This is a genomic window from Streptomyces poriticola (genome assembly GCF_036689765.1).
GTDB lineage: Bacteria > Actinomycetota > Actinomycetes > Streptomycetales > Streptomycetaceae > Streptomyces > Streptomyces poriticola.
Genome location: NZ_JBAGKH010000013.1, coordinates 19,967 through 41,590, shown reverse-complemented (window position 1 = coordinate 41,590; position 21,624 = coordinate 19,967). Strand labels below are relative to the sequence as shown.

Genomic DNA, 21,624 nt, shown 5'->3' with positions numbered 1-21,624 from the left:
GCCCCGTACTCCTGCTTGACCACGAGCGAACCGCGGCTGCGAGGAGATCGTCGATGAGCTGCTCTCCAAGCGTCTTCCGCGGTTGCTTCGCTTCTTTACGTCGCCTGTGTGTCGGGGGAACCACGTCCCCTCGGGCCGCGGGATCACTTGGAGAGGGGTCTTGCGGCGGCGTGCTCAGTTCCGTAGCCGCCGTCGTCGAAGAAGCTCGGGGCTTGGTGTGCCGCACGGCGTGCTCGTGCGGCACCGTTCGCGTGGGATACGTCCCGTGCTCAAGGTAGTGACGACCTGCGGCTGTGATCTCGGCGCTCCACACGCCACCACGTCTGGCGATCTTCACCAGCCCGCGGTTCTGCAGCGCCTGCGCGCTGGTCTTGTAGGTGAAGTCGTCCTCGTCCCAGGTACCCGAGGCGCAGCCCTCGGCGATCCAGCGGAGCACCTTCGACTGGCGCTCGTTCAGGGAAGGCTTGACCATCTCTCTCCTGCTCACACGCCACGGACGATGATGTCGCCGACCAAGCATTGATATCGGCCCACGGAGGGCTCAACCGGGCGGCCGCATCCTGCGGAATTCCGCAACGGGGATCTCGAACTGTGCCTCGATCTTCGCAGCGTCCCTGTCCCGGCCCGCTTGCCGAAGCATGCCGACGGCCCGCTCCACGATTCGGCCGATCCTGACAACCTCGGCCCGTAGAAAGCGGAGTTCGGCGTAGGCCTCGACGGCCTGCTCACCACACCACTGCCGTACAAGGTCTCGGGCGGGCTTGTACTTCTTGTCGACCTCGGCACAGACCTCGGGACTGAAGTGATGTCCCTCCCGTCTGCCTCGCCCGGGGGTATACGAACCGTAGATCGCCTCTCGCTGGGCACGCTGCTCGTCCCGCTCCACATCGGCCATGACCCGCTCGGCGTGCAAGGTGGCGCCCTTGCGCGCGCACGCCAGCGTCACGGGCCAGGGCGCCTCCGCACTCCCGTCATCGTGAAGGACGGTCAACGGGTCACCGGTGAGGAAGTCCGTGCTCTCCTCCAGTGCCGCGGCGAACGCCGTCACGTCATGGACGTACAAGACGCCGTCGTCGTGCCGTGAAAAGCCGACGCTCGCCAGTTCCTCCCATGGACAGGCCTCGAATACGGTGTCCACCGCACAGCGTTCGGGGGCGTCACGGGGAGGCCCAGCCGCGCTCAGTTCCCGCCTGCGGCGCTCCCTCGCCGGCCAAGAGTCAGCCTCCTCCCACGGTACGTGCAGCTGAGAGGGCGACACCCAAGCTTCGCGGCCCTCTTCCTCGTCCTCGGTGAAGCGGACCTTGACGCGCGGCGGACGCTTGGTACCGAGACGGAGCACCTCCACCCGAGCTATCGCATCATGAGCCCGAGCACGGTGTGCCCAGAACTCCCCAACTTCCAAGGTCACTTTCCTCACGTGAGTCCGGGCGCGAAGGCATTCGCAGATCCCCAACAGCCACTTCTCTGCGGCGGCAACGAGGTACTCCACTCGTCAGGACGACCAGTCTCGGCGCCCGCTGCACTCGCGTACGTCTGCATCGCCAATGCCACAAAAATGCGCCACGGCACCGGTATCCTGGCCTTTTCCGGCCGAAGGATCAGAGTCGGCCTCCGCCGGTACAAGGACGCCACCGAAACCTCGGCAACCCCTCATCACCGTTCACCCAAGTCGATCGGTACCAGCCGGGACCGCCCCTCAACCGCCACGGTGGCGCAAATCCGCAGATCAGCGCCCCGGACACGACCAGCCATGTTTTGTGGCTCCTGCCGGGGACTCGAACCTGCGGCCAACCCGGCCATCACCCCACACTCAGCGCCCCGCACACGGCCACCACGAGCGGCGACAGCGCCGCCGACACCGCCCCCGGCCCCATCATGCGGACCCACCGCCACCCCGCCCCACGCCCCTGCCCGCTGACTCCCCGTTCAGCCCCCTCCAGCCAGAATCCAGCCGCCGTACAGAGATCGACAGATGACGGCAGGTGACGAGCCGTCAGTTCATCCAGCCAACATCCAGCCACGGGTACGCCAACGGAGCCGCCCCGAAACCAGGTCGGCTCCGCCTGACCTGCACGTTTGCCTAGTTCGCCAGGTCCACGCCAACGCATGACCTATACATTGAAGCGGAATGTCTGCCCCGGGTTCGACGTAATTCGCGCGTTCTAGAGGTCGCGCGAGGCTGAAGGCGCAGGTCGTCGGGCTGTGATGGGCGCGGACGCCGCAGAGTGCCTAGAGACGCGACTTTCCTGATTCACCTGCGTTGGCCTGTGGCTTCGGCCTATCGTCTGGAGCCGTGTACGTAAAGACGACGAAGCGGGAGAACAAGTCCGGGACGGTCCGGTACCTGCACCTGGCCCACAACGAGTGGGATCCGGTGAAGGGGCGGGCGGTGCCGAAGGTGCTGTTCACCTTCGGCCGCGAGGACGACCTGGACCGCGACGCGGTCAAGCGCCTGGTCGCGTCTCTATCGAAGCTGCTGGAGCCGGGTGACGCCCTGGCCGCGACCACCGCACCAGGCCTGGAGTTCACCTCCTCGGTGCCGTTCGGCGGCACCTACGTGCTGGACCACCTGTGGCGCCGGCTTCGGATCGACCAGATCGTGGGCCGGGTCGGGCAGCCCAAGCGGGGTCGCCGCCGGGACATGACCGCGACCGAGCGAGTGCTGTTCGCCCTGGTCGCCAACCGCGCGCTGGCCCCGTCCTCGAAGCTTGCGGCGGCGGACTGGATCACGAACGACGTGCACATCGACGGCCTGGCCGAGACCGGTGAACAGACCTGTTACCGGGCGATGGACTGGCTGCACGAGGTGAAGGACGACCTGGAGAAGCAGGTGTTCGACGAGGTCGCGAACCTGCTGAACCTGGAGGTGGACCTGCTGTTCTTCGACACCACCAGCACCTACTTCGAGCTGGAAGAGGCCGACGAACCGGTCGCCCGCGACGACACCGCCCGCAAGCTGGAGGGCGGCCGGGCAGACAGCGACGCGAAGCAGGTGGGGTTCCGCACCTACGGCAAGTCGAAGAACTCCCGCGACGACCTGCCGCAGATCGTGATCGGCATGGCGGTCACCAGGGACGGCATCCCGGTCCGTTGCTGGTGTTGGCCGGGCAACGCCTCCGACCAGGCCCTGATCCGGCAGGTCAAGGACGAGATGCGGGACTGGACCCTCTCCAAGATCGTGTGGGTGGCCGACCGGGGCTTCTCCTGCGCCGAGAACCGCCGCTACCTGCGCAAGGGCGACCACGCCTACATCATCGGCGAGAAGCTCCGCTCCGGGAGTCCCGAGGTGCAGGCCGCCCTGTCCCGGCAGGGCCGCTACCAGGACGTCGGCGAGAACATGCGCGTCAAGGAGGTGCGGATATCCGACACCGACCGGTTCGTCATCTGCCACAACCCCGAAGCCGCCGAGCGCGACCGGCACATGCGCGGACAACTCGTCGCCCAGCTGACCGACTTGATCGCCGACACCGACAAGCTCAGCGACTTCAAGCGGGGCGAACTGCGCGGGAGGATCGCCGACAAGCCGGGCCTGAACCGCTACCTTCGCGCCACCCCGGCCGGCAAGCTCCGCATCGACCAGGCGAAGATCAAGGCGGAGGAGAACCTCGACGGGAAGTACCTCCTGCGCTGCTCGGACCCCCACCTGAGCGCCGAGGACATCGCCCTGGGCTACAAGCAACTGCTGGAAGTCGAGCGCGGCTGGCGCGACATGAAGCAGATCATCGACCTGCGGCCCGTCTACCACCGACTCGAAGAACGCATCCGAGCCCACGTAGTCCTGTGCTGGCTCGCCCTCCTGCTGATCCGGATCACCGAGACCACGACCGGCGACACCTGGCCGCACATCCGACGCGAGCTCGACCGCCTCCATCTGGGCACCTTCACCGGCCCCACCGGAACGTTCCAGCAGGTCACCGCCCTGACGAAGCCCCAGCGAAACCTGCTCGCGAAGCTGGAGATCCCCGTCCCCAAGCAGGTCATCGCGCTTCAGCCCACACCCCGCTGACCAGCTGAAACGCGGCCGCCTAGAGAAACGCCCTCCAGGCGGCCACAAGCACGTCCACCCAGGTCATACCCCCAGATTCGCGACTCCAGGCTGCCGAATTGCGTCGAACCCGGGTCTGCCACAGCGCTGTGACCTGCGAAGACGATCCTCTGAGAGATTCAGGTCAGCACAGAACCAGCACGGGGGGAGTCACAGACAGGGGGGGTGCGGACAGGGCCGAACGGGAGAGGTCCCCATCGCCGACGGTCTCATGGCCCTGACCCTTCCGAATCGCTACGGTTGTGCCATGACCGCACTGCCCGACTGGATGCGCCCGCCGCGCGCGGAAGGCTGGTTCGCGGAGGACCTGGACCGCCTCCCCGAGGCGCCCCGCCACACCGAGCTCATCGACGGAGCCCTCGTCTTCATGATGTCGCCCCAGCGGTGGTGGCACGGCCACCTCGTCACCATGCTCACCGTCGCCCTCATGGAGCAAACGCCCGCCGATCTCAGGGTCGGCCGCGAGATGACCATAAGGCTCGACCAGCGCAATCGACCCGAACCGGATCTGCTGGTGACGACGGCCGACTACGACGGCGATCGCACCTGGTTCACACCGGACGAGGTACGACTTGTCATCGAGGTCGTGTCCCCCGAGTCCGCCCACCGGGACCGCACGGTAAAGCTTCGCAAGTACGCAGAGGCCGGCATCCCGCACTACTGGTGCATCGAGGACGAGGACGGTTCTCCTGTCGTCCACGTCTACGAACTCGACGAACCGACAGGCGTCTACGCGCCTGTCGGCATCTTCCGGGGCGACCTGAAGCGCCCTGTGCCTTTCGAGATCAGCCTGGATCTCGACAAGCTCACCCCGCCGCGGGGCAGCTAGAAGTCAGCACCAAATGAGCACGGGAACACAGAAGGGGCCGGGCTCGCCAGAGCTCCACCCCTTCTGAACTGCCCGCTTGACCAACTATCTAGCACATGGTAATCAACTGATCACACATTGAAGCGGAACTCCACCACGTCCCCGTCCCGCATCACATAGTCCTTGCCCTCCATGCGGGCCTTGCCCTTGGCGCGGGCCTCGGTGACCGAGCCGGTCTCCACGAGGTCGTCGAAGGAGATGACCTCGGCCTTGATGAAGCCCTTCTGGAAGTCGGTGTGGATGACGCCGGCGGCCTCGGGGGCGGTGGCGCCCTTCTTGATGGTCCAGGCACGGGATTCCTTGGGGCCGGCCGTGAGGTAGGTCTGCAGGCCGAGGGTGCGGAAGCCGACGTGGGCGAGGGTGGCGAGGCCGGGCTCGTCCTGGCCGACGGACTGCAGCAGCTCCAGGGCCTCGTCCTCGTCCAGCTCGGCGAGGTCGGCCTCAAGCTTGGCGTTGAGGAAGATCGCCTCGGCGGGGGCGACCAGGGCACGCTGCTCGTTCTTGAAGTCCTCGTCGGTCAGCTCGTCCTCGTCGACGTTGAAGACGTAGAGGAAGGGCTTGGTGGTGAGCAGGTGCAGGTCGTGGAGGAGCTCGTTGCGCTCGGTGCCCTGGACGATGCCGTGGGCGAAGAGCGTGTCGCCCTTCTCCAGGATCTCCTTGGCCTCCTCGACCGCCTCGACCTTGGGCTGGAGATCCTTCTTGATCCGGGACTCCTTCTGGAGCCGGGGCAGGACCTTCTCGATGGTCTGGAGGTCGGCGAGGATCAGCTCGGTGTTGATCGTCTCGATGTCGTTCCGGGGCGAGACCTTGCCGTCGACGTGGACGACGTTCTCGTCCTGGAAGGCGCGGATGACCTGGCAGATCGCGTCGGACTCCCGGATGTTGGCCAGGAACTTGTTGCCCAGGCCCTCGCCCTCGCTCGCGCCGCGCACGATGCCCGCGATGTCGACGAAGTCCACCGTCGCCGGCAGGACCCGTTCCGAGGAGAAGATCTCGGCCAGCTTCGCCAGCCGGGGATCGGGGACGCCGACCACGCCCACGTTGGGCTCGATCGTGGCGAACGGGTAGTTGGCCGCCAGCACGTCGTTCTTGGTCAGGGCGTTGAACAGGGTCGACTTGCCGACATTCGGCAGACCGACGATTCCGATCGTGAGCGACACGTTGCGACTTCCCGTACGTGAGGATGCGGAGGGAGGGGGCGGGCCCGGCAGGGCCGATCCACCAGTCTACGGGGTGGCTCCTTCCCGTCCCCGCCAAGCGTCGAACGCTTGGCCAAGGTCTGCCGCACGGCGTGTCCGAGAGCCGAGCGGGCACATTGATCGACCTAGGTTGGTCCGGTGGAGCAACACAGGACGCGACCCCCGCACCACGGAACGCGACGCGGTCGGCCGCCGCTGCCCCCGCAGGGGCGGGGCGCGGAGGGCGGCCCGGCGGGCCGGGCCGGCCCGGCCGCGCGCGGTGGGTCCGGAGGACGGGGCGGCGGGAGCGGGCGGGCCGGTGCGGGGCGTGGCGGCGGGCCGCCGCGGCGGCGTCCGGCGGCGCGGGCGCTGGCGGCACTGCGGCGAATGCCCAATCCGCGGCTGACCGGGCTGGGCTGCGGACTGTTCTGCGCGGCGGTGATGCCGGCCGTCGGGTTCCTCGACCGGCTGCTGTTCGGGGCCTCGCTGACCGTGTACAGCGTGCTGTTCCTGCCGGTGTGTGTGCTGACCGCGGTCTGGGTGCGCCGCGGTGACCTGCTGACGGCACCGGTCGTGGTGCCGATCGCGTTCGCCCTGGGGCTGCTGACCGTCGCCGAGAAGGGGGACGGTGGCAGTGGGCGGCTGATGGGTCTGGTGACCGCGCTGGCCACGGAGGCCGGGTGGCTCTACGGAGGGACTCTGATCGCCGGGTCGGTCGTGATCGTGCGGAGGATCCGGATGGTACGGGCGCTGCGGCGCCGGGCCGCCACCGCCCGGACGCCGGCCCGCTCCAGAGCGATGAGCCGCCCGCCCGGGCATCCGCCGAAGCATCCCTGAGATGACCGCCCGGCCGGCGGGCCGGGCGGTCACCGGCCCGCCGCGCCGCGCGCGGTCAGCCGGACACCGCCCCCGGCGCTGCCCGGGGCGCCGGCCGGTCCACGTCCGCCGCTCTCATCGCCGCGCCCACGATGCCCGCGTTGTTCTGCAGCTGGGCCGGGACGATCTCGGCCTTGATGCCCTCGATGTGGGGCAGGAACTTGTGGGACTTGCGGCTGACCCCGCCGCCGATGATGAACAGCTCGGGCGAGAAGAGCATCTCGACGTGGGCGAGGTACTTCTGCACCCGGTGCGCCCAGTGCTCCCAGGACAGGTCGTGGTCCTCCTTGACCTTGCTGGAGGCTCGCTTCTCCGCGTCGTGGCCGTGCAGCTCCAGATGGCCCAGCTCGGTGTTGGGGACCAGGGTGCCGTCGACGAATACGGCACTGCCGATGCCGGTGCCGAGGGTCAGCAGGATCACCGTGCCCCGCCGGTCGCGGCCCGCGCCGAAGTGCATCTCGGCCACGCCCGCCGCGTCCGCGTCGTTGACGACGGTCACCGGCAGCTCGCCGAGGCGGTCGCGGAACAACGCGCGCGCGTCCGTGTCGATCCAGCCCTTGTCGACGTTGGCCGCCGTGCGGATCGTGGCGCCGCCGGTGACGACGCCGGGGAAGGTGAGTCCGACCGGGCCGGCCCAGCCGAAGTGCTCCACGACCTCCTGCACCCCGTCGGCCACGGCGTCCGGCGTGGCCGGATGCGGGGTCAGTACCTTGCAGCGCTCCTGGGCCAGGGCGCCCCTGTCGAGGTCCACAGGGGCGCCCTTGATCCCGGATCCGCCGATGTCCACGCCGAAGATCTGCATGGCTCCACGTTACGGCCTGCGACTGACAGTCACTCCCCGGCCGTACCGGACGCGCCCGCGCCGCCGCGCTCGGCCACCAGGGACGCCGCCTCCTCGCGGAGATCGCGGCGCAGTTCCTTGGGCAGCGAGAAGGTGATGGACTCCTCGGCGGTCTTGACGATCTCCACGTCCGCGTAGCCCCGCTGCGCCAGCCACTCCAGGACCTGCTCGACCAGGACGTCCGGGACGGAGGCGCCGGAGGTGACGCCGACCGTGGTCACGCCCTCCAGCCAGGCCTCGTCGATCTCGTCGGCGTAGTCCACCAGGTACGCCTCACGGGCACCTGCCTGCTTGGCGACCTCGACGAGCCGCTTGGAGTTGGAGGAGTTGCGGGAGCCTACGACGATCACCAGGTCGGACTCGGCGCCCATCTCCTTCACCGCGAGCTGGCGGTTCTGCGTGGCGTAGCAGATGTCGTCGCTGGGCGGGGAGATCAGCCGGGGGAACTTCTCCTTGAGCGCGTCGACGGTCTCCATGGTCTCGTCGACGGAGAGTGTGGTCTGGGAGAGCCAGACGACCTTGGACGGGTCGCGGACCTCGACCTTCTCCACATCGCCGGGCCCGTCGACGAGCTGGATGTGGTCGGGGGCCTCTCCGGAGGTGCCGATGACCTCCTCGTGGCCCTCGTGGCCGATCAGGAGGATGTCGTAGTCCTCGCCCGCGAAGCGGACGGCCTCCTTGTGGACCTTGGTCACCAGGGGGCAGGTGGCGTCGATGGTGGCGAGCTGTCCGCGCGCGGCCTCCTCGTGGACGACGGGCGCGACGCCGTGCGCGGAGAACATGACGATGTTCCCCGGCGGGACCTCCTCCGTCCGCTCGACGAAGACGGCGCCCTTCCTCTCCAGGGTCTGCACGACGTACTTGTTGTGGACGATCTCGTGCCGGACGTAGACGGGGGCCCCGTACTGCTCCAGGGCCTTCTCGACGGCGATCACGGCGCGGTCCACACCCGCGCAGTAGCCACGGGGGGCGGCGAGCAGGACACGGCGGCCAGACGAAGCAGTCATGGGCACCATCGTAAGGCCGCTTTCGGCCGCGCAGAGATCGCGCCGCCCGTGCGCACCCGGGAGGCCGACCGGGCCTGACGGAGGACTGGCGGGAGGCTGACGCGGAGCCTGGCGGGAGGCTGACGCGGGGCCTGGCGGGAGCTCCGGCACGCCGGCGAACCGGCGACCGAGCGACCGTCCGGGGACGCGTTGTCGGTGGTGCCGACTACGCTCGCGGCATGGCGGTGAACACGAGTCCCGAGTCCCCTCTTCCGGTGGGTGAGGTGTCGCGGCTGATCGGCGGCTGGATCGACCGGCTCGGCGCGGTGTGGGTCGAGGGCCAGATCACGCAGCTGTCCCGGCGACCCGGCGCCGGGGTGGTGTTCCTGACGCTGCGCGACCCGTCGTACGACATCTCCGTGGGCGTCACCTGCTATCGGCAGGTGTTCGACGCGGTCGCCGATCTGGTCGGCGAGGGCGCCCGTGTCGTGGTGCACGCCAAGCCCGAGTGGTACGCGCCGCGGGGACAGCTGTCGCTGCGGGCCGCGGAGATCAAGCCGGTCGGGGTCGGTGAGCTGCTGGCCCGGCTGGAGCAGCTGAAGAAGACGCTGGCGCGGGAGGGTCTGTTCGCGGCGGAGCGGAAGAAGCCGCTGCCGTTCCTGCCGCATCTGGTCGGGCTGGTGTGCGGCAGGGCCTCGGCGGCCGAGCGGGATGTGCTGGAGAACGCCCGGCACCGCTGGCCCGCGGTCCGCTTCGAGGTGCGCAATGTCGCCGTGCAGGGCGTGCACGCCGTGCCGCAGGTGGTGCAGGCGGTCAAGGAGCTGGACGCGATCGACGACGTGGACGTGATCGTCGTCGCGCGCGGCGGCGGCAGTGTGGAGGACCTGCTGCCGTTCTCCGACGAGCAGCTGGTGCGCGCGGTCGCGGCCTGCCGAACGCCGGTGGTGTCGGCGATCGGGCACGAGCCGGACAGTCCGCTGCTCGACCATGTGGCGGACGTGCGCGCCTCCACACCGACGGACGCCGCCAAGAAGGTGGTGCCGGACGTCGGGGAGGAGTACGAGCGGGTGCGGATGCTCCGGGACCGGGCGCGGCGGTGTGTGGAGGCGTTTCTCGAGCGGGAGGAGCGGGGGCTCGCCCATGCGCTGGCCCGCCCTTCGATAGAGGACCCGCACCGGATGATCGACGAGCGGGCGGAGCAGGTCACCGGCCTGCTGGAGCGCAGCCGGCGCACCCTGCGGCACCATCTGGACCGCGCCGACTCCGAGCTGACGCACACCCACGCGCGCGTGGTGGCCCTCTCCCCCGCGGCGACCCTCCGGCGGGGGTACGCGGTGCTGCAGCGGTCCGACGGCCACGCCGTCCGCGATCCGGGCGAGGTGACGGCGGGTGAGACGCTGCGTGCACGGGTGTCCGAGGGCGAGTTCTCCGTACGAGTCGATACCTAAGGTGTGGGGATGACCAGCGAGGTGGAGCAGACGGCGGCCCGGGACGAGGCGCTCGGCTACGAGCAGGCCCGGGACGAGCTGATCGAGGTCGTACGGCGGCTGGAGGCGGGCGGTACGACGCTGGAGGAGTCCCTCGCCCTGTGGGAGCGTGGCGAGGAACTGGCCGGGATCTGCCGACGCCGGCTGGACGGCGCCCGGGCCCGGCTGGACGCGGCCCTGGCGGAGGAGGCGGAGACCGGCCAGGAGTGACCGGTCCCGTCATCGGCCGGGCTACCGGCCGCTGTCCTCGGCGAGCGTGTGTGCGACGAGGGCGTTGGCGTGTCCGTGGCCCAGTCCGTGCTCGCTCTTGAGCCAGGAGACCAGCTCCATGTGCTTGGCCAGCGGCGAGGAGCGGATCAGCTCCTGCCACTCCGCGATCGGACGGCCGTACTTCTTCTCGATCGACGGGAAGTAGCTCGCGGGCCCCTTGGCGGTGGCGGTCATGACGGTGCGGTCCCCTCTGTCGCGTCTGCGTGCGTGACGGCGTGCAGTCGTACCTGCGTGCGCGTCTGCGTCGTGTTCGTCCGGTAAGACGGCGGCAGGGGGCCGTAATCATCGGCCGCCTCGGGTGACCCTCGTCACATCACACTCCAGCCTCGCCCCGGCGGCCGCGTGAGCCCGGTCACGACACCCGGCTTTAGTTGAACATTGAACATCCCTCGCGTACGGTCGGTTCCGTCAACGGATCCGTGCCATGCACACGGACCCGACGCACTCCCCGAGAAAGATCACGCATGTCCCTCGTTCTCGACCCCGCCGCCCAGGACCTGCTCTTCCGCGAGGCCCGCACCGCGAACACCTTCACCGACGAGCCCGTCACCGACGAGCAGGTGCAGGCCATCTACGAGCTGGTCAAGTACGGCCCCACCGCCTTCAACCAGTCCCCGCTGCGCATCACCCTGGTCCGCTCCCCCGAGGCCCGCGAGCGCCTGGTGCAGCACATGGCCGAGGGCAACCGGGCCAAGACCGCCGCCGCCCCGCTGGTCGCGATCCTGACCGCGGACAACGAGTTCCACGAGGAGCTGCCCCGGCTCTTCCCGCACTTCCCCCAGGCCAAGGACGTCTTCTTCGGCGAGCGCCCCGCCCGGGAGGGGTCGGCTGCGCTGAACGCCGCCCTTCAGGCCGCGTACTTCATCGTCGGCGTCCGCGCCGCCGGTCTGGCCGCCGGTCCGATGACCGGGCTCGACCTCGAGGGCGTGCGCAAGGAGTTCCTGGATGACGACCACACCCCGCTGATGGTGGTCAACATCGGCCGTCCGGGCCCGGACGCCTGGCTCCCGCGCTCCCCGCGCCTGGCCTACGACCAGGTCGTCACCACGGTCTGAACTCCGACGGGGCGGACGAAGGCCCCCGGCACGCCTCTGCTTCCAGAGACCTGCCGGGGGCCTTCGTCATGCGCGCGCTCAGCCGGTCTCCGGGGCGGGTGCGCCGTCCAGCCCGAGCGCCGCCGCGACCGTCGTCAGCTGCTCGAACGAACCCGTGCCCGCCACGACCGTCGTCGCGCCCTGGACGCCCTCCGTGTCCTTCAGCACCAGGGCGTCGTACCGGCCGCCGTCGTACCGCGTCCACGTCCGGCCGTCGATCTCCTGCGCCCGCTCGGTCGCCGAAGCGCCCTGGGTCGCGTCGTCGATGAACTCGGCCGGCTTCCGCGTCGACTGCTGGATCTGCACATACGTGCCGTCCGGCCCGTGGAGGCCCAGGTGCCAGGTGTCGAAGTCGTCACCGCGGTAGCGGACCGACGTGGCCTTCCAGTCCTCGGCGAGCCCCTCGGGCGCCGCCACCGGGTACGGCGCGGCACGCTGCGCGGTCAGCAGCTCCACGCGGTAGTCGACCGCCTTGAGGTCGGGCTTGCTGTCGTCGTGCGGGATGAACATCCACATGACCAGCCCTGCGAGGACGACGACCCCCATGGAGAGGACCATGTCCCGGGCCGTCTTCTGCTTGCCTTCTGAACCTGCCACGCCCCCATCGTCGCAGGTCCCCCGGGCGCTCATCCGTGGGGTCCCCTGCTCATCCGTGGGGCCCTCTGCTCATTTCGCCTGCCTAACGATAGAGTCATGGCCAACACCCTCATCCGGCCGTCGTCGTATCAGAAAGGTGCGCTCCGATGACCGAGCATCATCACCTGCCGTCCGAGCTGGACGTCCCCTCCGAAGCCCCCGACCGCAACCTCGCCATGGAACTGGTCCGCGTCACCGAGGCCGCGGCGATGGCCGCGGGCCGCTGGGTCGGGCGCGGGGACAAGAACGGCGCCGACGGTGCCGCGGTGCGCGCCATGCGGACCCTCGTCCAGACCGTGTCGATGAACGGCGTGGTCGTCATCGGCGAGGGCGAGAAGGACGAGGCGCCGATGCTCTTCAACGGCGAGCGCATCGGTGACGGAACCGGCCCCGAGTGCGACATCGCCGTCGACCCGATCGACGGCACCACGCTGACCGCGAAGGGCATGACCAACGCGATCGCGGTGCTGGCCGCCGCCGAGCGCGGCTCGATGTTCGACCCGTCCGCCGTGTTCTACATGGACAAGCTGGTCACCGGGCCGGAGGCGGCGGACTTCGTCGACATCGACGCGCCGGTGTCCGTGAACATCCGCCGGGTCGCCAAGGCCAAGCGGTCCACTCCCGAGGACGTCACCGTGGTCATCCTGGACCGGCCGCGGCACGAGGGCCTGATCCAGGAGGTCCGGGAGACCGGCGCCCGGATCAAGCTGATCTCCGACGGAGATGTGGCCGGCTCCATCCTCGCGCTGCGCGAGGGCACCGGCATCGACCTGCTGCTCGGTGTCGGCGGCACGCCCGAGGGCATCATCTCGGCCTGCGCCGTGAAGTGCCTGGGCGGCACCATCCAGGGCAAGCTGTGGCCCAAGGACGACGCGGAGCGGCAGCGGGCCGTCGACGCCGGGCACGACCTGGACCGCGTGCTGACCACCGACGACCTGGTCTCCGGGGACAACGTCTTCTTCGCCGCGACCGGTATCACCGACGGCGAGCTGCTGCGCGGGGTGCGGTACCGCGCGGAGACGGCCACGACGTCGTCGATCGTGATGCGGTCGCGGTCCGGCACGGTGCGGCGGATCGACTCCGAGCACCGGCTGAGCAAGCTGCGGGCGTACAGCGCGATCGACTTCGACCGGGCGAAGTAGCGCTCCGCTGGTTTACGGGGCCCGTGGAATCGGGGGTTCCTGTGCGGTGCGACTGCGGGCCGGCGGGGGCCGGTAGCGCAGTTCCCCGCGCCCCCCGTCGAGGAGGACACACCCGCCCTGGCACCTGAGGTGGTGCGCTATGCGGCACCCCGAAGGGCGCCCCCTGGAAACTGCCGTTTCCAGGGGGCGCCCTTCGGGGTGCTGGGCTGCTAGCCGGCCGCCGCTATGCGGGCCGCTCGGGTGGCCTTCTTCAGTTCCAGTTCGCGGCGGCGGCGCCGGGCCAGGACCACGCGGCGCTCCGCGGCGGTGAGACCGCCCCAGACCCCGTACGGCTCGGGCTGGAGCAGGGCGTGCTCACGGCACTCGACCATGACCGGGCAGCGGGCGCAGACGCGCTTGGCGGCCTCCTCGCGGGAGAGCCGGGCGGCGGTCGGCTCCTTGGACGGCGCGAAGAACAGGCCTGCCTCGTCGCGCCGGCACACCGCCTCGGTGTGCCAGGGAGCGTCTTGGTCCCTGTCCCTCGTCGGCACCCGCTGGGCCGGAACGGCAGCTACCTGCAGGGACGAATGCGGCGGTTGCAGCACGGTCTACTCCTGACGACGGCTTCGCGAGCGAGAGACGATGCGTCAAGGCCTACCCGCTGTACGCACGCCTATGCACTGAGTTCCGAACCGCCGACCAGGTCTTCACATCCGTCAACACTCACCACTGCTTGCGCAGACTCCGGTCGACCTTGTGCTGCACCCGGTCGAGGATGTCCGCGACCAGCCTGCCCCGCCTGGGCCGCGCCTCCACACTGCCGAGGACCGCCCAGCCGTCCACATAGACGACGGGGGCCTCGGGCTCGCCGGAATCGAGCGTGTCCACCTCGAAGCTGCCGAGGACACCGCCGCCGGCACCGCGCAGCGACACGTTCTCCGGGACGCGGACCTCGACGCTGCCGAAGACCGAGAACGCCTTGATCACGACCTGCCGGTACTGGAAGATCGCCTCGCTGAGGTCGATCTCGACGCTGCCGAAGACCGCGTACGCGTGGATACGGCGGCCCGGGCGCCAGCGGCCCTTGCGGACGGCGCTGCTGAAGACCGCGACCGCGCTGTGGTCCGGGTCGGCGGGGATGGCGCCGACGGGAGGACGGTCCGGTGCGACGGGTCCGTCCGACGAGGGCCGGTGTGCGGCGGGCAGGTCCCGGACGAACCCGTCCAGCTCGCCGACCGTCCGGGCGGCCAGCACGCCCTCGACCCGCTCGGCGTGCTCCTCCGCGGTGAGCCGGCCCTCGGCGAGCGACTCGCGGAGCAGGTCGGCGACGCGGTCACGGTCGGCGTCCGAGGCACGCAGCTCCGTGGCGGCGAGCGGGGCGGTGTCCGGCTGTCGGGCGTGCTTCTGAAGGTCCACGGGCAACAGCGTACCGAAACGCGATAGATCGCGACTAGAGGTGTGGACGACGAACTGAGCCTTACCTCACAAGCTCCCGCCGGACGGCAGGTTCTACGCTGGTTGGCGCTGCCAATGGAGGCCCAGCGCCGTCTGCCGTGAGTGAGGAATGGGCGAGATGACCCTTAGTTCCCCCCCTGCCCGCCCTGCGTTTGCGTACACCGATCTGCTCCCCGTGGGAGAGGACACCACCCCGTACCGGCTGGTGACCTCCGAGGGTGTCTCCACCTTCGAGGCCGACGGGCGGACGTTCCTCAAGGTCGAGCCGGAGGCGCTGCGCAAGCTGGCCGAGGAGGCCGTCCACGACATCCAGCACTATCTGCGCCCGGCCCACCTGGCCCAGCTGCGCCGCATCATCGACGACCCCGAGGCGTCGGGCAACGACAAGTTCGTGGCGCTGGACCTGCTGAAGAACGCCAACATCGCGGCGGCGGGCGTGCTGCCGATGTGCCAGGACACCGGCACGGCGATCGTCATGGGCAAGCGCGGTCAGAACGTGCTGACCGAGGGCGGCGACGAGGAGGCCCTGTCCCACGGCATCTACGACGCCTACCAGAACCTGAACCTGCGCTACTCGCAGATGGCCCCGCTGACCATGTGGGAGGAGAAGAACACCGGCTCCAACCTCCCCGCCCAGATCGAGCTGTACGCGACGGACGGCGGCGCCTACAAGTTCCTGTTCATGGCGAAGGGCGGCGGCAGCGCCAACAAGTCGTTCCTCTACCAGGAGACGAAGGCCGTTCTGAACGAGGCCTCCATGATGAAGTTCCTGGAGGAGAAGATCCGTTCGCTGGGTACGGCCGCCTGCCCGCCTTACCACCTGGCGATCGTGGTCGGCGGCACGTCGGCGGAGTACGCGCTGAAGACGGCGAAGTACGCCTCCGCGCACTACCTGGACGAGATCCCGGCCGAGGGCTCGCCGCTCGGGCACGGGTTCCGGGACAAGGAGCTGGAGGAGAAGGTCTTCGAGCTGACGCAGAAGATCGGTATCGGGGCGCAGTTCGGCGGCAAGTACTTCTGCCACGACGTGCGGGTGGTGCGGCTGCCGCGGCACGGGGCGTCCTGCCCGGTCGCCCTCGCCGTCTCCTGCTCCGCCGACCGCCAGGCCGTCGCGAAGATCACCGCCGAGGGAGTCTTCCTGGAGCAGCTGGAGACCGACCCGGCACGGTTCCTGCCGGAGACGACGGACGAGCAGCTCGAGGAGAGCGGTGACGTCGTGAAGATCGACCTCGGCCGCCCGATGGACGAGATCCTCGCCGAGCTGACCAAGCACCCGGTCAAGACCCGGCTGTCGCTGACCGGTCCGCTGGTCGTGGCCCGCGACATCGCGCACGCCAAGATCAAGGAGCGGCTGGACGCGGGCGAGGAGATGCCGCAGTACCTGAAGGACCACCCCGTCTACTACGCCGGTCCGGCGAAGACGCCCGAGGGCTACGCGTCCGGTTCGTTCGGGCCGACGACGGCCGGGCGGATGGACTCCTACGTCGAGCAGTTCCAGGCGGCGGGCGGGTCCCGGGTGATGCTGGCGAAGGGGAACCGCAGCAAGCAGGTGACCGAGGCGTGCGGGACGCACGGCGGCTTCTACCTGGGCTCGATCGGTGGCCCGGCGGCGCGGCTGGCGCAGGACTGCATCAAGAAGGTGGAGGTCCTCGAGTACGAGGAGCTCGGCATGGAGGCGGTCTGGAAGATCGAGGTCGAGGACTTCCCGGCGTTCGTCGTCGTCGACGACAAGGGCAACGACTTCTTCCAGGACCCGGCTCCGGCTCCGACGTTCACGTCGATCCCGGTGCGGGGGCCTGGGCCGGCGTAGCCCTTCGCCGGGGGCGGCTGGGGAACGGCTCACGCCCTCGCGCCCCTTCCCCTTCCCCTTCCCGTTCCAGACCCCGGGGGCTGCCGCCCCCGGAGCCGCGCTTCGGCCCGGACGGCCTCGACCTCGGCACTCAGGACCGCTGCGGGCCCCGGAACATCCGCACCGCCTGCCACGCTGTACCCGGTATGAGCGAATACCGCATCGAGCACGACTCCATGGGTGAGGTCCGGGTCCCCGCGGACGCCAAGTGGCGGGCCCAGACCCAGCGCGCCGTCGAGAACTTCCCCGTCTCCGGGCAGCGCATCGAGCGCGCGCACATCGAGGCGCTGGCCCGGATCAAGGGCGCCGCGGCGAAGGTCAACGCCCGCCTCGGCGTCCTCGACCAGGACGTCGCCGAGGCGATCGGCACCGCGGCCGACGAGGTCGCCGCCGGCCGCTGGGACGACCATTTCCCGGTCGACGTGTTCCAGACCGGCTCCGGCACCTCGTCGAACATGAACACCAACGAGGTCATCGCCACCCTCGCGAGCGAGCGGCTCGGGCGGGACGTGCACCCCAACGATCACGTCAACGCCTCCCAGTCGTCCAACGACGTCTTCCCGTCCTCCATCCACATCGCCGCCACCGCCGCCGTCAGCCGGGACCTGATCCCCTCGCTGGAGCACCTGGCAGCCGCGCTGGAGCGCAAGGCCGAGGAGTTCGCGGACGTGGTGAAGTCGGGGCGCACGCATCTGATGGACGCCACGCCCGTGACGCTGGGCCAGGAGTTCGGCGGGTACGCCGCCCAGGTGCGGTACGGCATCGAGCGGCTGAACGCCTCCCTCCCGCGGCTCGCCGAGCTGCCGCTGGGCGGCACTGCCGTCGGCACCGGGATCAACACCCCGCCGGGCTTCTCCGCCGCCGTCATCGAGGAGGTGGCCCGCACCACCTGGCTGCCGCTCACCGAGGCGCGCAACCACTTCGAGGCACAGGGCGCCCGGGACGGCATCGTCGAGGCCAGCGGACAGCTGCGGACCATCGCCGTCGGACTGACGAAGATCGCCAACGATCTGCGCTGGATGTCCTCCGGCCCGCGCACCGGGCTGGCCGAGATCCGGCTGCCCGATCTGCAGCCGGGGTCGTCGATCATGCCGGGCAAGGTCAACCCGGTGGTTCCGGAGGCGGTGCTGATGGTCGCCGCGCAGGTCACCGGGAACGATGCGACGATCGCCGCCGCGGGCGCCTCCGGCAACTTCGAGCTGAACGTGATGCTGCCGGTCATCGCCAAGAACGTGCTGGAGTCGATCCGGCTGCTGGCCAACGTCTCGCGGCTGCTGGCCGACCGGACCGTCGACGGCATCGAGGCCGACCGGGAGCGGGCCCGCGAGTACGCCGAGTCCTCGCCCTCCGTCGTCACCCCGCTCAACAAGTACATCGGGTACGAGGAGGCCGCCAGGGTCGCCAAGAAGGCGCTGGCCGAGCGGCGGACCATCCGCGAGGTGGTGGTCGAGGGCGGGTACGTCGAGCGCGGCGACCTGACCGAGGAACAGCTGGACGAGGCGCTGGACGTCCTGCGGATGACGCGCCCCTGACCGCACGCGGGCCCGGGGCCGACCGTGACCGCCGCCGCAGCGTCGTATGCCCGTGACACCTACTATCTGGCCATGACAGACGGTGAATCGGTGAGTACGGCGGCGGCACCCGCGCCCTTCTGGGCGCCGGGGAGCCGGATCCTGTGGCGGTACCGGGAGAACGGCGGCCGGCGGGTGCACATCGCCCGCCCCGTCACCGTCGTCCGCGACGACGCCGACCTGCTCGCCGTGTGGCTGGCCCCCGGCACCGAGTGCGTGAAACCGGTGCTCGCCGACGGCACCCCCGTCCACCGGGAGCCGCTGGCCACGCGTTACACCAAACCGCGCGAGGTGCGGCGCGACCGGTGGTTCGGCACCGGGGTGCTGAAGCTGGCCCGCCCCGGCGAGCCCTGGTCGGTGTGGCTGTTCTGGGAGCCGGGCTGGCGGTTCAAGAACTGGTACGTCAACCTGGAGGAGCCGCTGACCCGCTGGTCCGGCGGAGTCGACTCCGAGGACCACTTTCTGGACATCTCGGTGCACCCGGACCGCAGCTGGCACTGGCGCGACGAGGACGAGTTCGCGCAGGCGCAGCGGGACGGGCTGATGGACGCCGCGCAGGCGGAGCGGGTGCGCCGGGCGGGCCACGCGGCGGTCGGGGTGATCCGTGCCTGGGGGCCGCCGTTCCCGGACGGCTGGGAGGGCTGGCGCCCGGATCCGGCGTGGCCGGTACCGCCTCTGCCGGAGGACTGGGATCGTACGCCCGCGCATGTGTCCTCATGAGACCCTTGATGCGCCCCCCGGCGGGAAACGTAGGATCGTCCTCCGCAAGTAGGCACGGCAGCAACTTCCGGAGCACGCGGCGGGCTTGACCGATCGTCACCGAGGGGCGGCAGGACGTGAGCGAGAGGGACGAGGGCAAGACCGGTCCGGGCCGCCCGCGGCCCGCGGTCGGCACAGGCACGGCCGCTGACGGCGCGGAAGTTCCGTTCCCGGGGCACGCATTCCGGGTATCGGGACTTCTGCGGGACGATTTGCACGCGCGGCGCGCAGTCGCAGACGGATGGATTCCACACGCGTGACGGAGCACCCGACCTCCTTCGAACGCCCCCAGCCGGGCGTCGACCCCGCGGACTCCCGCGGGGCGCTGCTGCGTTCCCCGGCGGCGCCGCGTGCGCCCGGAGCCGCCCCGTCGGCCCGGGGCCGTACCGACGAGCCGTCGCCCGCGGAGACCGCCCCCGTGGGCGGGCTCTCCGAGCACTCGCAGCCCGGCGCCGAGCAGGGAGCCGAGCCCGACACGCACCGCCCGCGCCCCGCGCCCGACGGCATCCCGGCCCAGCCGGACGGCGGGCCGGCGGGGGGCGACGGGCCGCCCGCGGGGCAGGAGCGGCGTACGGCCCGGCAGCCGGCGCCCGGGCGGCCCACCCCGATGCGGCGGGACGGCGACCGGCTGCGGTTCGTGGGCGCCGCGACCCGGCGCATCGCCCGGGGCATGGACCTCGACGAGATCGTGATGGGGCTGTGCCGGGCCACCGTGCCCACGTTCGCCGACGCCATCCTGGTCTATCTGCGCGAGCCGCTGCCGGTCGGCGACGAGCGGCCAACCGGCCCGCTGGTGCTGCGGCTGCGCCGCACCGACCGGATACCGGCCGAGCGGGACACCGAGGGCGGGTTCCTGCCCGCGGACCGGCCCGAGCCGTCCGAGCTGGACGCGCTCGGCTCCGAGCTGTGCGAGGTACGGCCGGGCAGCGCGCTCGCCGAGGTGCTGCGCGGGGTGCGCCCGGTCTTCACGGACGCGCCCGCGGCCCGCGCCGCGCTGCCGGAACTGCTCGGCGACGGCCGCGAGTCGGTGGTGCCGGGCGGCCGGCGGGCGATCCTCGCGCCGCTGCGCGGCCGGCGCCGGGTGATCGGGGCCGCGCTGTTCCTGCGCCGCCCGGAGCGGATCGCCTTCGAGCCGGACGACCTGCTGGTCGCCGCGCAGCTCGCCACGCACAGCGCGCTCGGCATCGACAAGGCGGTGCTGTACGGCCGCGAGGCCTACATCGCCGACGAGCTGCAGCGCACCATGCTGCCGGAGCACCTGCCGCGCTGCACCGGCGTCCGGCTGGCCTCCCGCTATCTCCCCGCCGCCGAGACCGCCCGGGTCGGCGGCGACTGGTACGACGCGATCCCGCTGCCCGGCAGCCGGGTCGCCCTCGTCGTCGGCGACGTCATGGGCCACTCGATGACCTCGGCGGCCATCATGGGCCAGCTCAGGACGACGGCGCAGACCCTCGCGGGGCTCGACCTGCCGCCGCAGGAGGTGCTGCACCACCTCGACGAACAGGCGCAGCGGCTGGGCACCGACCGCATGGCCACCTGTCTGTACGCCGTCTACGACCCGGTGACGCACCGCATCACCATCGCCAACGCCGGCCATCCGCCGCCGGTCCTGCTGCATCTGGGCGGCCGGGCCGAGGTGCTGCGGGTGCCGCCGGGGGCCCCGATCGGCGTCGGCGGCGTGGACTTCGAGGCGGTGGAGCTGGACGCCCCCGCCGGCGGCACCCTGCTGCTGTACACCGACGGCCTGGTGGAGTCCCGGCTGCGGGACGTGTGGACCGGCATAGAGCAGCTGCGCGAGAAGCTCGCCGCGACCGCCCAGCTGACCGGACCGGACCATCCGCCGCCGCTGGAAGCCCTGTGCGACGAGGTGCTGGACATGCTCGGGCCGGGCGACCGGGACGACGACATCGCGCTGCTCGCCGCCCGCTTCGACGGGATCGCGCCGAGCGACGTGGCGTACTGGTTCCTGGAGCCGGAGGACGCGGCCCCGGGCCGGGCCCGCCGGCTGGCCCGGCGCGCGCTGGCCCGCTGGGGCCTGGAGGACCTCACCGACTCGGTGGAGCTGCTGGTCAGCGAGGTCGTGACCAATGCCGTGCGGTACGCGACCCGGCCGGTCACCCTGCGGCTGCTCCGTACGGACGTGCTGCGGTGCGAGGTCGGCGACGATGTGCCGCAGCTGCCGCGGCTGCGGCAGGCGCGGGCCACCGACGAGGGCGGGCGCGGGCTCTACCTGGTGAACCGGCTGGCCCGGCGCTGGGGGGCGACCCGGCTGAGCACCGGCAAGGTGGTCTGGTTCGAGCTCAACCGGGGCTGAACCGGAGCTCGTTCCGGCTGCCCCGGGCCGAACCGGACTGAACTGAGCCGAGCCGGACCGAGCCGGGCCCAGCGGGACGGGACCGGGGCGGACCGGACGGGACCGAGCCAAGCCGGACTGAGCCGGACCGGACCGAGCCGGACCGGACCGAGCCGGACCGGACCGGACCGGGCCAAGCCGAGCCGGACCGGACCGGGCCAAGCCGAGCCGGAGCGGGCCAAGCCGAGCCGGAGCGGGCCGAGCCGGACAGGACCGGGACGGACGGGACCGAGCC

Annotated in this window: 19 protein-coding genes; 11 read left to right on the top strand and 8 right to left on the bottom strand. The window is 70.8% G+C overall.

The window, feature by feature from the left end:
- Positions 1-541: 541 nt before the first annotated feature.
- Complete coding sequence (locus V5O46_RS18380; protein ID WP_332885698.1) at positions 542-1,138, bottom strand: hypothetical protein; 597 nt, start codon at positions 1,136-1,138, stop codon at positions 542-544.
- A 1,155-nt stretch (positions 1,139-2,293) separates the two neighbouring features.
- Between V5O46_RS18380 and V5O46_RS18375 the strand changes: the two genes are divergently transcribed.
- Positions 2,294-4,006: an IS1634 family transposase gene (locus V5O46_RS18375; RefSeq protein WP_332885697.1), complete on the top strand. Its 1,713-nt coding sequence runs from the start codon at positions 2,294-2,296 to the stop codon at positions 4,004-4,006.
- A 286-nt stretch (positions 4,007-4,292) separates the two neighbouring features.
- Positions 4,293-4,874: a Uma2 family endonuclease gene (locus V5O46_RS18370; RefSeq protein WP_332885696.1), complete on the top strand. Its 582-nt coding sequence runs from the start codon at positions 4,293-4,295 to the stop codon at positions 4,872-4,874.
- Positions 4,875-4,984: 110 nt separating this feature from the next.
- Here the strand turns inward: V5O46_RS18370 and ychF are convergent, their stop codons facing one another.
- Entirely contained in the window at positions 4,985-6,073 is a 1,089-nt protein-coding gene (gene ychF, locus V5O46_RS18365) for a redox-regulated ATPase YchF (RefSeq protein ID WP_332885695.1), read from the bottom strand.
- Positions 6,074-6,250: 177 nt separating this feature from the next.
- Between ychF and V5O46_RS18360 the strand changes: the two genes are divergently transcribed.
- Positions 6,251-6,928, top strand: a complete 678-nt coding sequence (locus V5O46_RS18360; RefSeq protein WP_332885694.1) for a DUF6542 domain-containing protein — start codon at positions 6,251-6,253, stop codon at positions 6,926-6,928.
- A gap of 55 nt (positions 6,929-6,983) precedes the next feature.
- On the opposite strand, the gene ppgK is transcribed toward V5O46_RS18360, so the two are convergent.
- The gene (gene ppgK, locus V5O46_RS18355) at positions 6,984-7,769 is read right to left on the bottom strand and encodes a polyphosphate--glucose phosphotransferase (protein WP_332885693.1); all 786 of its coding nucleotides are present in this window, start codon (positions 7,767-7,769) and stop codon (positions 6,984-6,986) included.
- A 29-nt stretch (positions 7,770-7,798) separates the two neighbouring features.
- Positions 7,799-8,824 (bottom strand): 4-hydroxy-3-methylbut-2-enyl diphosphate reductase, encoded by a 1,026-nt coding sequence (locus V5O46_RS18350; RefSeq protein ID WP_332885692.1) that lies wholly within the window; start codon positions 8,822-8,824, stop codon positions 7,799-7,801.
- Between the two features lie 209 nt (positions 8,825-9,033).
- On the opposite strand from V5O46_RS18350, the gene xseA reads away from it, so the two are divergent.
- Both xseA and V5O46_RS18340 read left to right on the top strand, forming a co-directional pair.
- A complete protein-coding gene (xseA, locus tag V5O46_RS18345) occupies positions 9,034-10,242 on the top strand; it encodes an exodeoxyribonuclease VII large subunit (protein WP_332885691.1) in 1,209 nt (402 codons plus the stop codon).
- 9 nt (positions 10,243-10,251) lie between these two features.
- Positions 10,252-10,491: an exodeoxyribonuclease VII small subunit gene (locus V5O46_RS18340; RefSeq protein WP_332885690.1), complete on the top strand. Its 240-nt coding sequence runs from the start codon at positions 10,252-10,254 to the stop codon at positions 10,489-10,491.
- 21 nt (positions 10,492-10,512) lie between these two features.
- On the opposite strand, the gene V5O46_RS18335 is transcribed toward V5O46_RS18340, so the two are convergent.
- On the bottom strand, positions 10,513-10,725 hold the full coding sequence (locus V5O46_RS18335; protein ID WP_332885689.1) for a DUF4287 domain-containing protein: 213 nt from the start codon (positions 10,723-10,725) through the stop codon (positions 10,513-10,515).
- 290 nt (positions 10,726-11,015) lie between these two features.
- Between V5O46_RS18335 and V5O46_RS18330 the strand changes: the two genes are divergently transcribed.
- Positions 11,016-11,606 carry a malonic semialdehyde reductase gene (locus V5O46_RS18330; protein ID WP_332885688.1) on the top strand — a complete coding sequence of 197 codons (591 nt, stop codon included), beginning with the start codon at positions 11,016-11,018 and terminating at the stop codon, positions 11,604-11,606.
- 78 nt (positions 11,607-11,684) lie between these two features.
- On the opposite strand, the gene V5O46_RS18325 is transcribed toward V5O46_RS18330, so the two are convergent.
- Positions 11,685-12,242 (bottom strand): DUF4245 domain-containing protein, encoded by a 558-nt coding sequence (locus V5O46_RS18325; protein WP_332885687.1) that lies wholly within the window; start codon positions 12,240-12,242, stop codon positions 11,685-11,687.
- Positions 12,243-12,388: 146 nt separating this feature from the next.
- On the opposite strand from V5O46_RS18325, the gene glpX reads away from it, so the two are divergent.
- Positions 12,389-13,423: a class II fructose-bisphosphatase gene (glpX, locus tag V5O46_RS18320; protein WP_332885686.1), complete on the top strand. Its 1,035-nt coding sequence runs from the start codon at positions 12,389-12,391 to the stop codon at positions 13,421-13,423.
- 209 nt (positions 13,424-13,632) lie between these two features.
- On the opposite strand, the gene V5O46_RS18315 is transcribed toward glpX, so the two are convergent.
- Together V5O46_RS18315 and V5O46_RS18310 are read right to left on the bottom strand one after the other, a co-directional pair.
- Complete coding sequence (locus V5O46_RS18315; protein ID WP_332885685.1) at positions 13,633-14,007, bottom strand: WhiB family transcriptional regulator; 375 nt, start codon at positions 14,005-14,007, stop codon at positions 13,633-13,635.
- Between the two features lie 118 nt (positions 14,008-14,125).
- Positions 14,126-14,818 carry a DUF1707 SHOCT-like domain-containing protein gene (locus V5O46_RS18310; protein ID WP_332885684.1) on the bottom strand — a complete coding sequence of 231 codons (693 nt, stop codon included), beginning with the start codon at positions 14,816-14,818 and terminating at the stop codon, positions 14,126-14,128.
- Between the two features lie 157 nt (positions 14,819-14,975).
- Here V5O46_RS18310 and V5O46_RS18305 point away from each other — a divergent pair, with 157 nt between their 5' ends.
- The 4 genes from V5O46_RS18305 (at position 14,976) to V5O46_RS18290 (ending at position 21,350) form a co-directional block, all read left to right on the top strand.
- Positions 14,976-16,667, top strand: coding sequence for a fumarate hydratase (locus tag V5O46_RS18305; RefSeq protein ID WP_332885683.1), 1,692 nt, complete (start codon positions 14,976-14,978; stop codon positions 16,665-16,667).
- A gap of 185 nt (positions 16,668-16,852) precedes the next feature.
- Positions 16,853-18,238 (top strand): class II fumarate hydratase, encoded by a 1,386-nt coding sequence (locus V5O46_RS18300; protein ID WP_332885682.1) that lies wholly within the window; start codon positions 16,853-16,855, stop codon positions 18,236-18,238.
- 72 nt (positions 18,239-18,310) lie between these two features.
- Positions 18,311-18,997 carry a cytidylyl-2-hydroxypropylphosphonate hydrolase gene (fomD, locus tag V5O46_RS18295; protein ID WP_332885681.1) on the top strand — a complete coding sequence of 229 codons (687 nt, stop codon included), beginning with the start codon at positions 18,311-18,313 and terminating at the stop codon, positions 18,995-18,997.
- Between the two features lie 280 nt (positions 18,998-19,277).
- A complete protein-coding gene (locus tag V5O46_RS18290) occupies positions 19,278-21,350 on the top strand; it encodes a SpoIIE family protein phosphatase (RefSeq protein ID WP_332885680.1) in 2,073 nt (690 codons plus the stop codon).
- Positions 21,351-21,624: the final 274 nt, after the last annotated feature.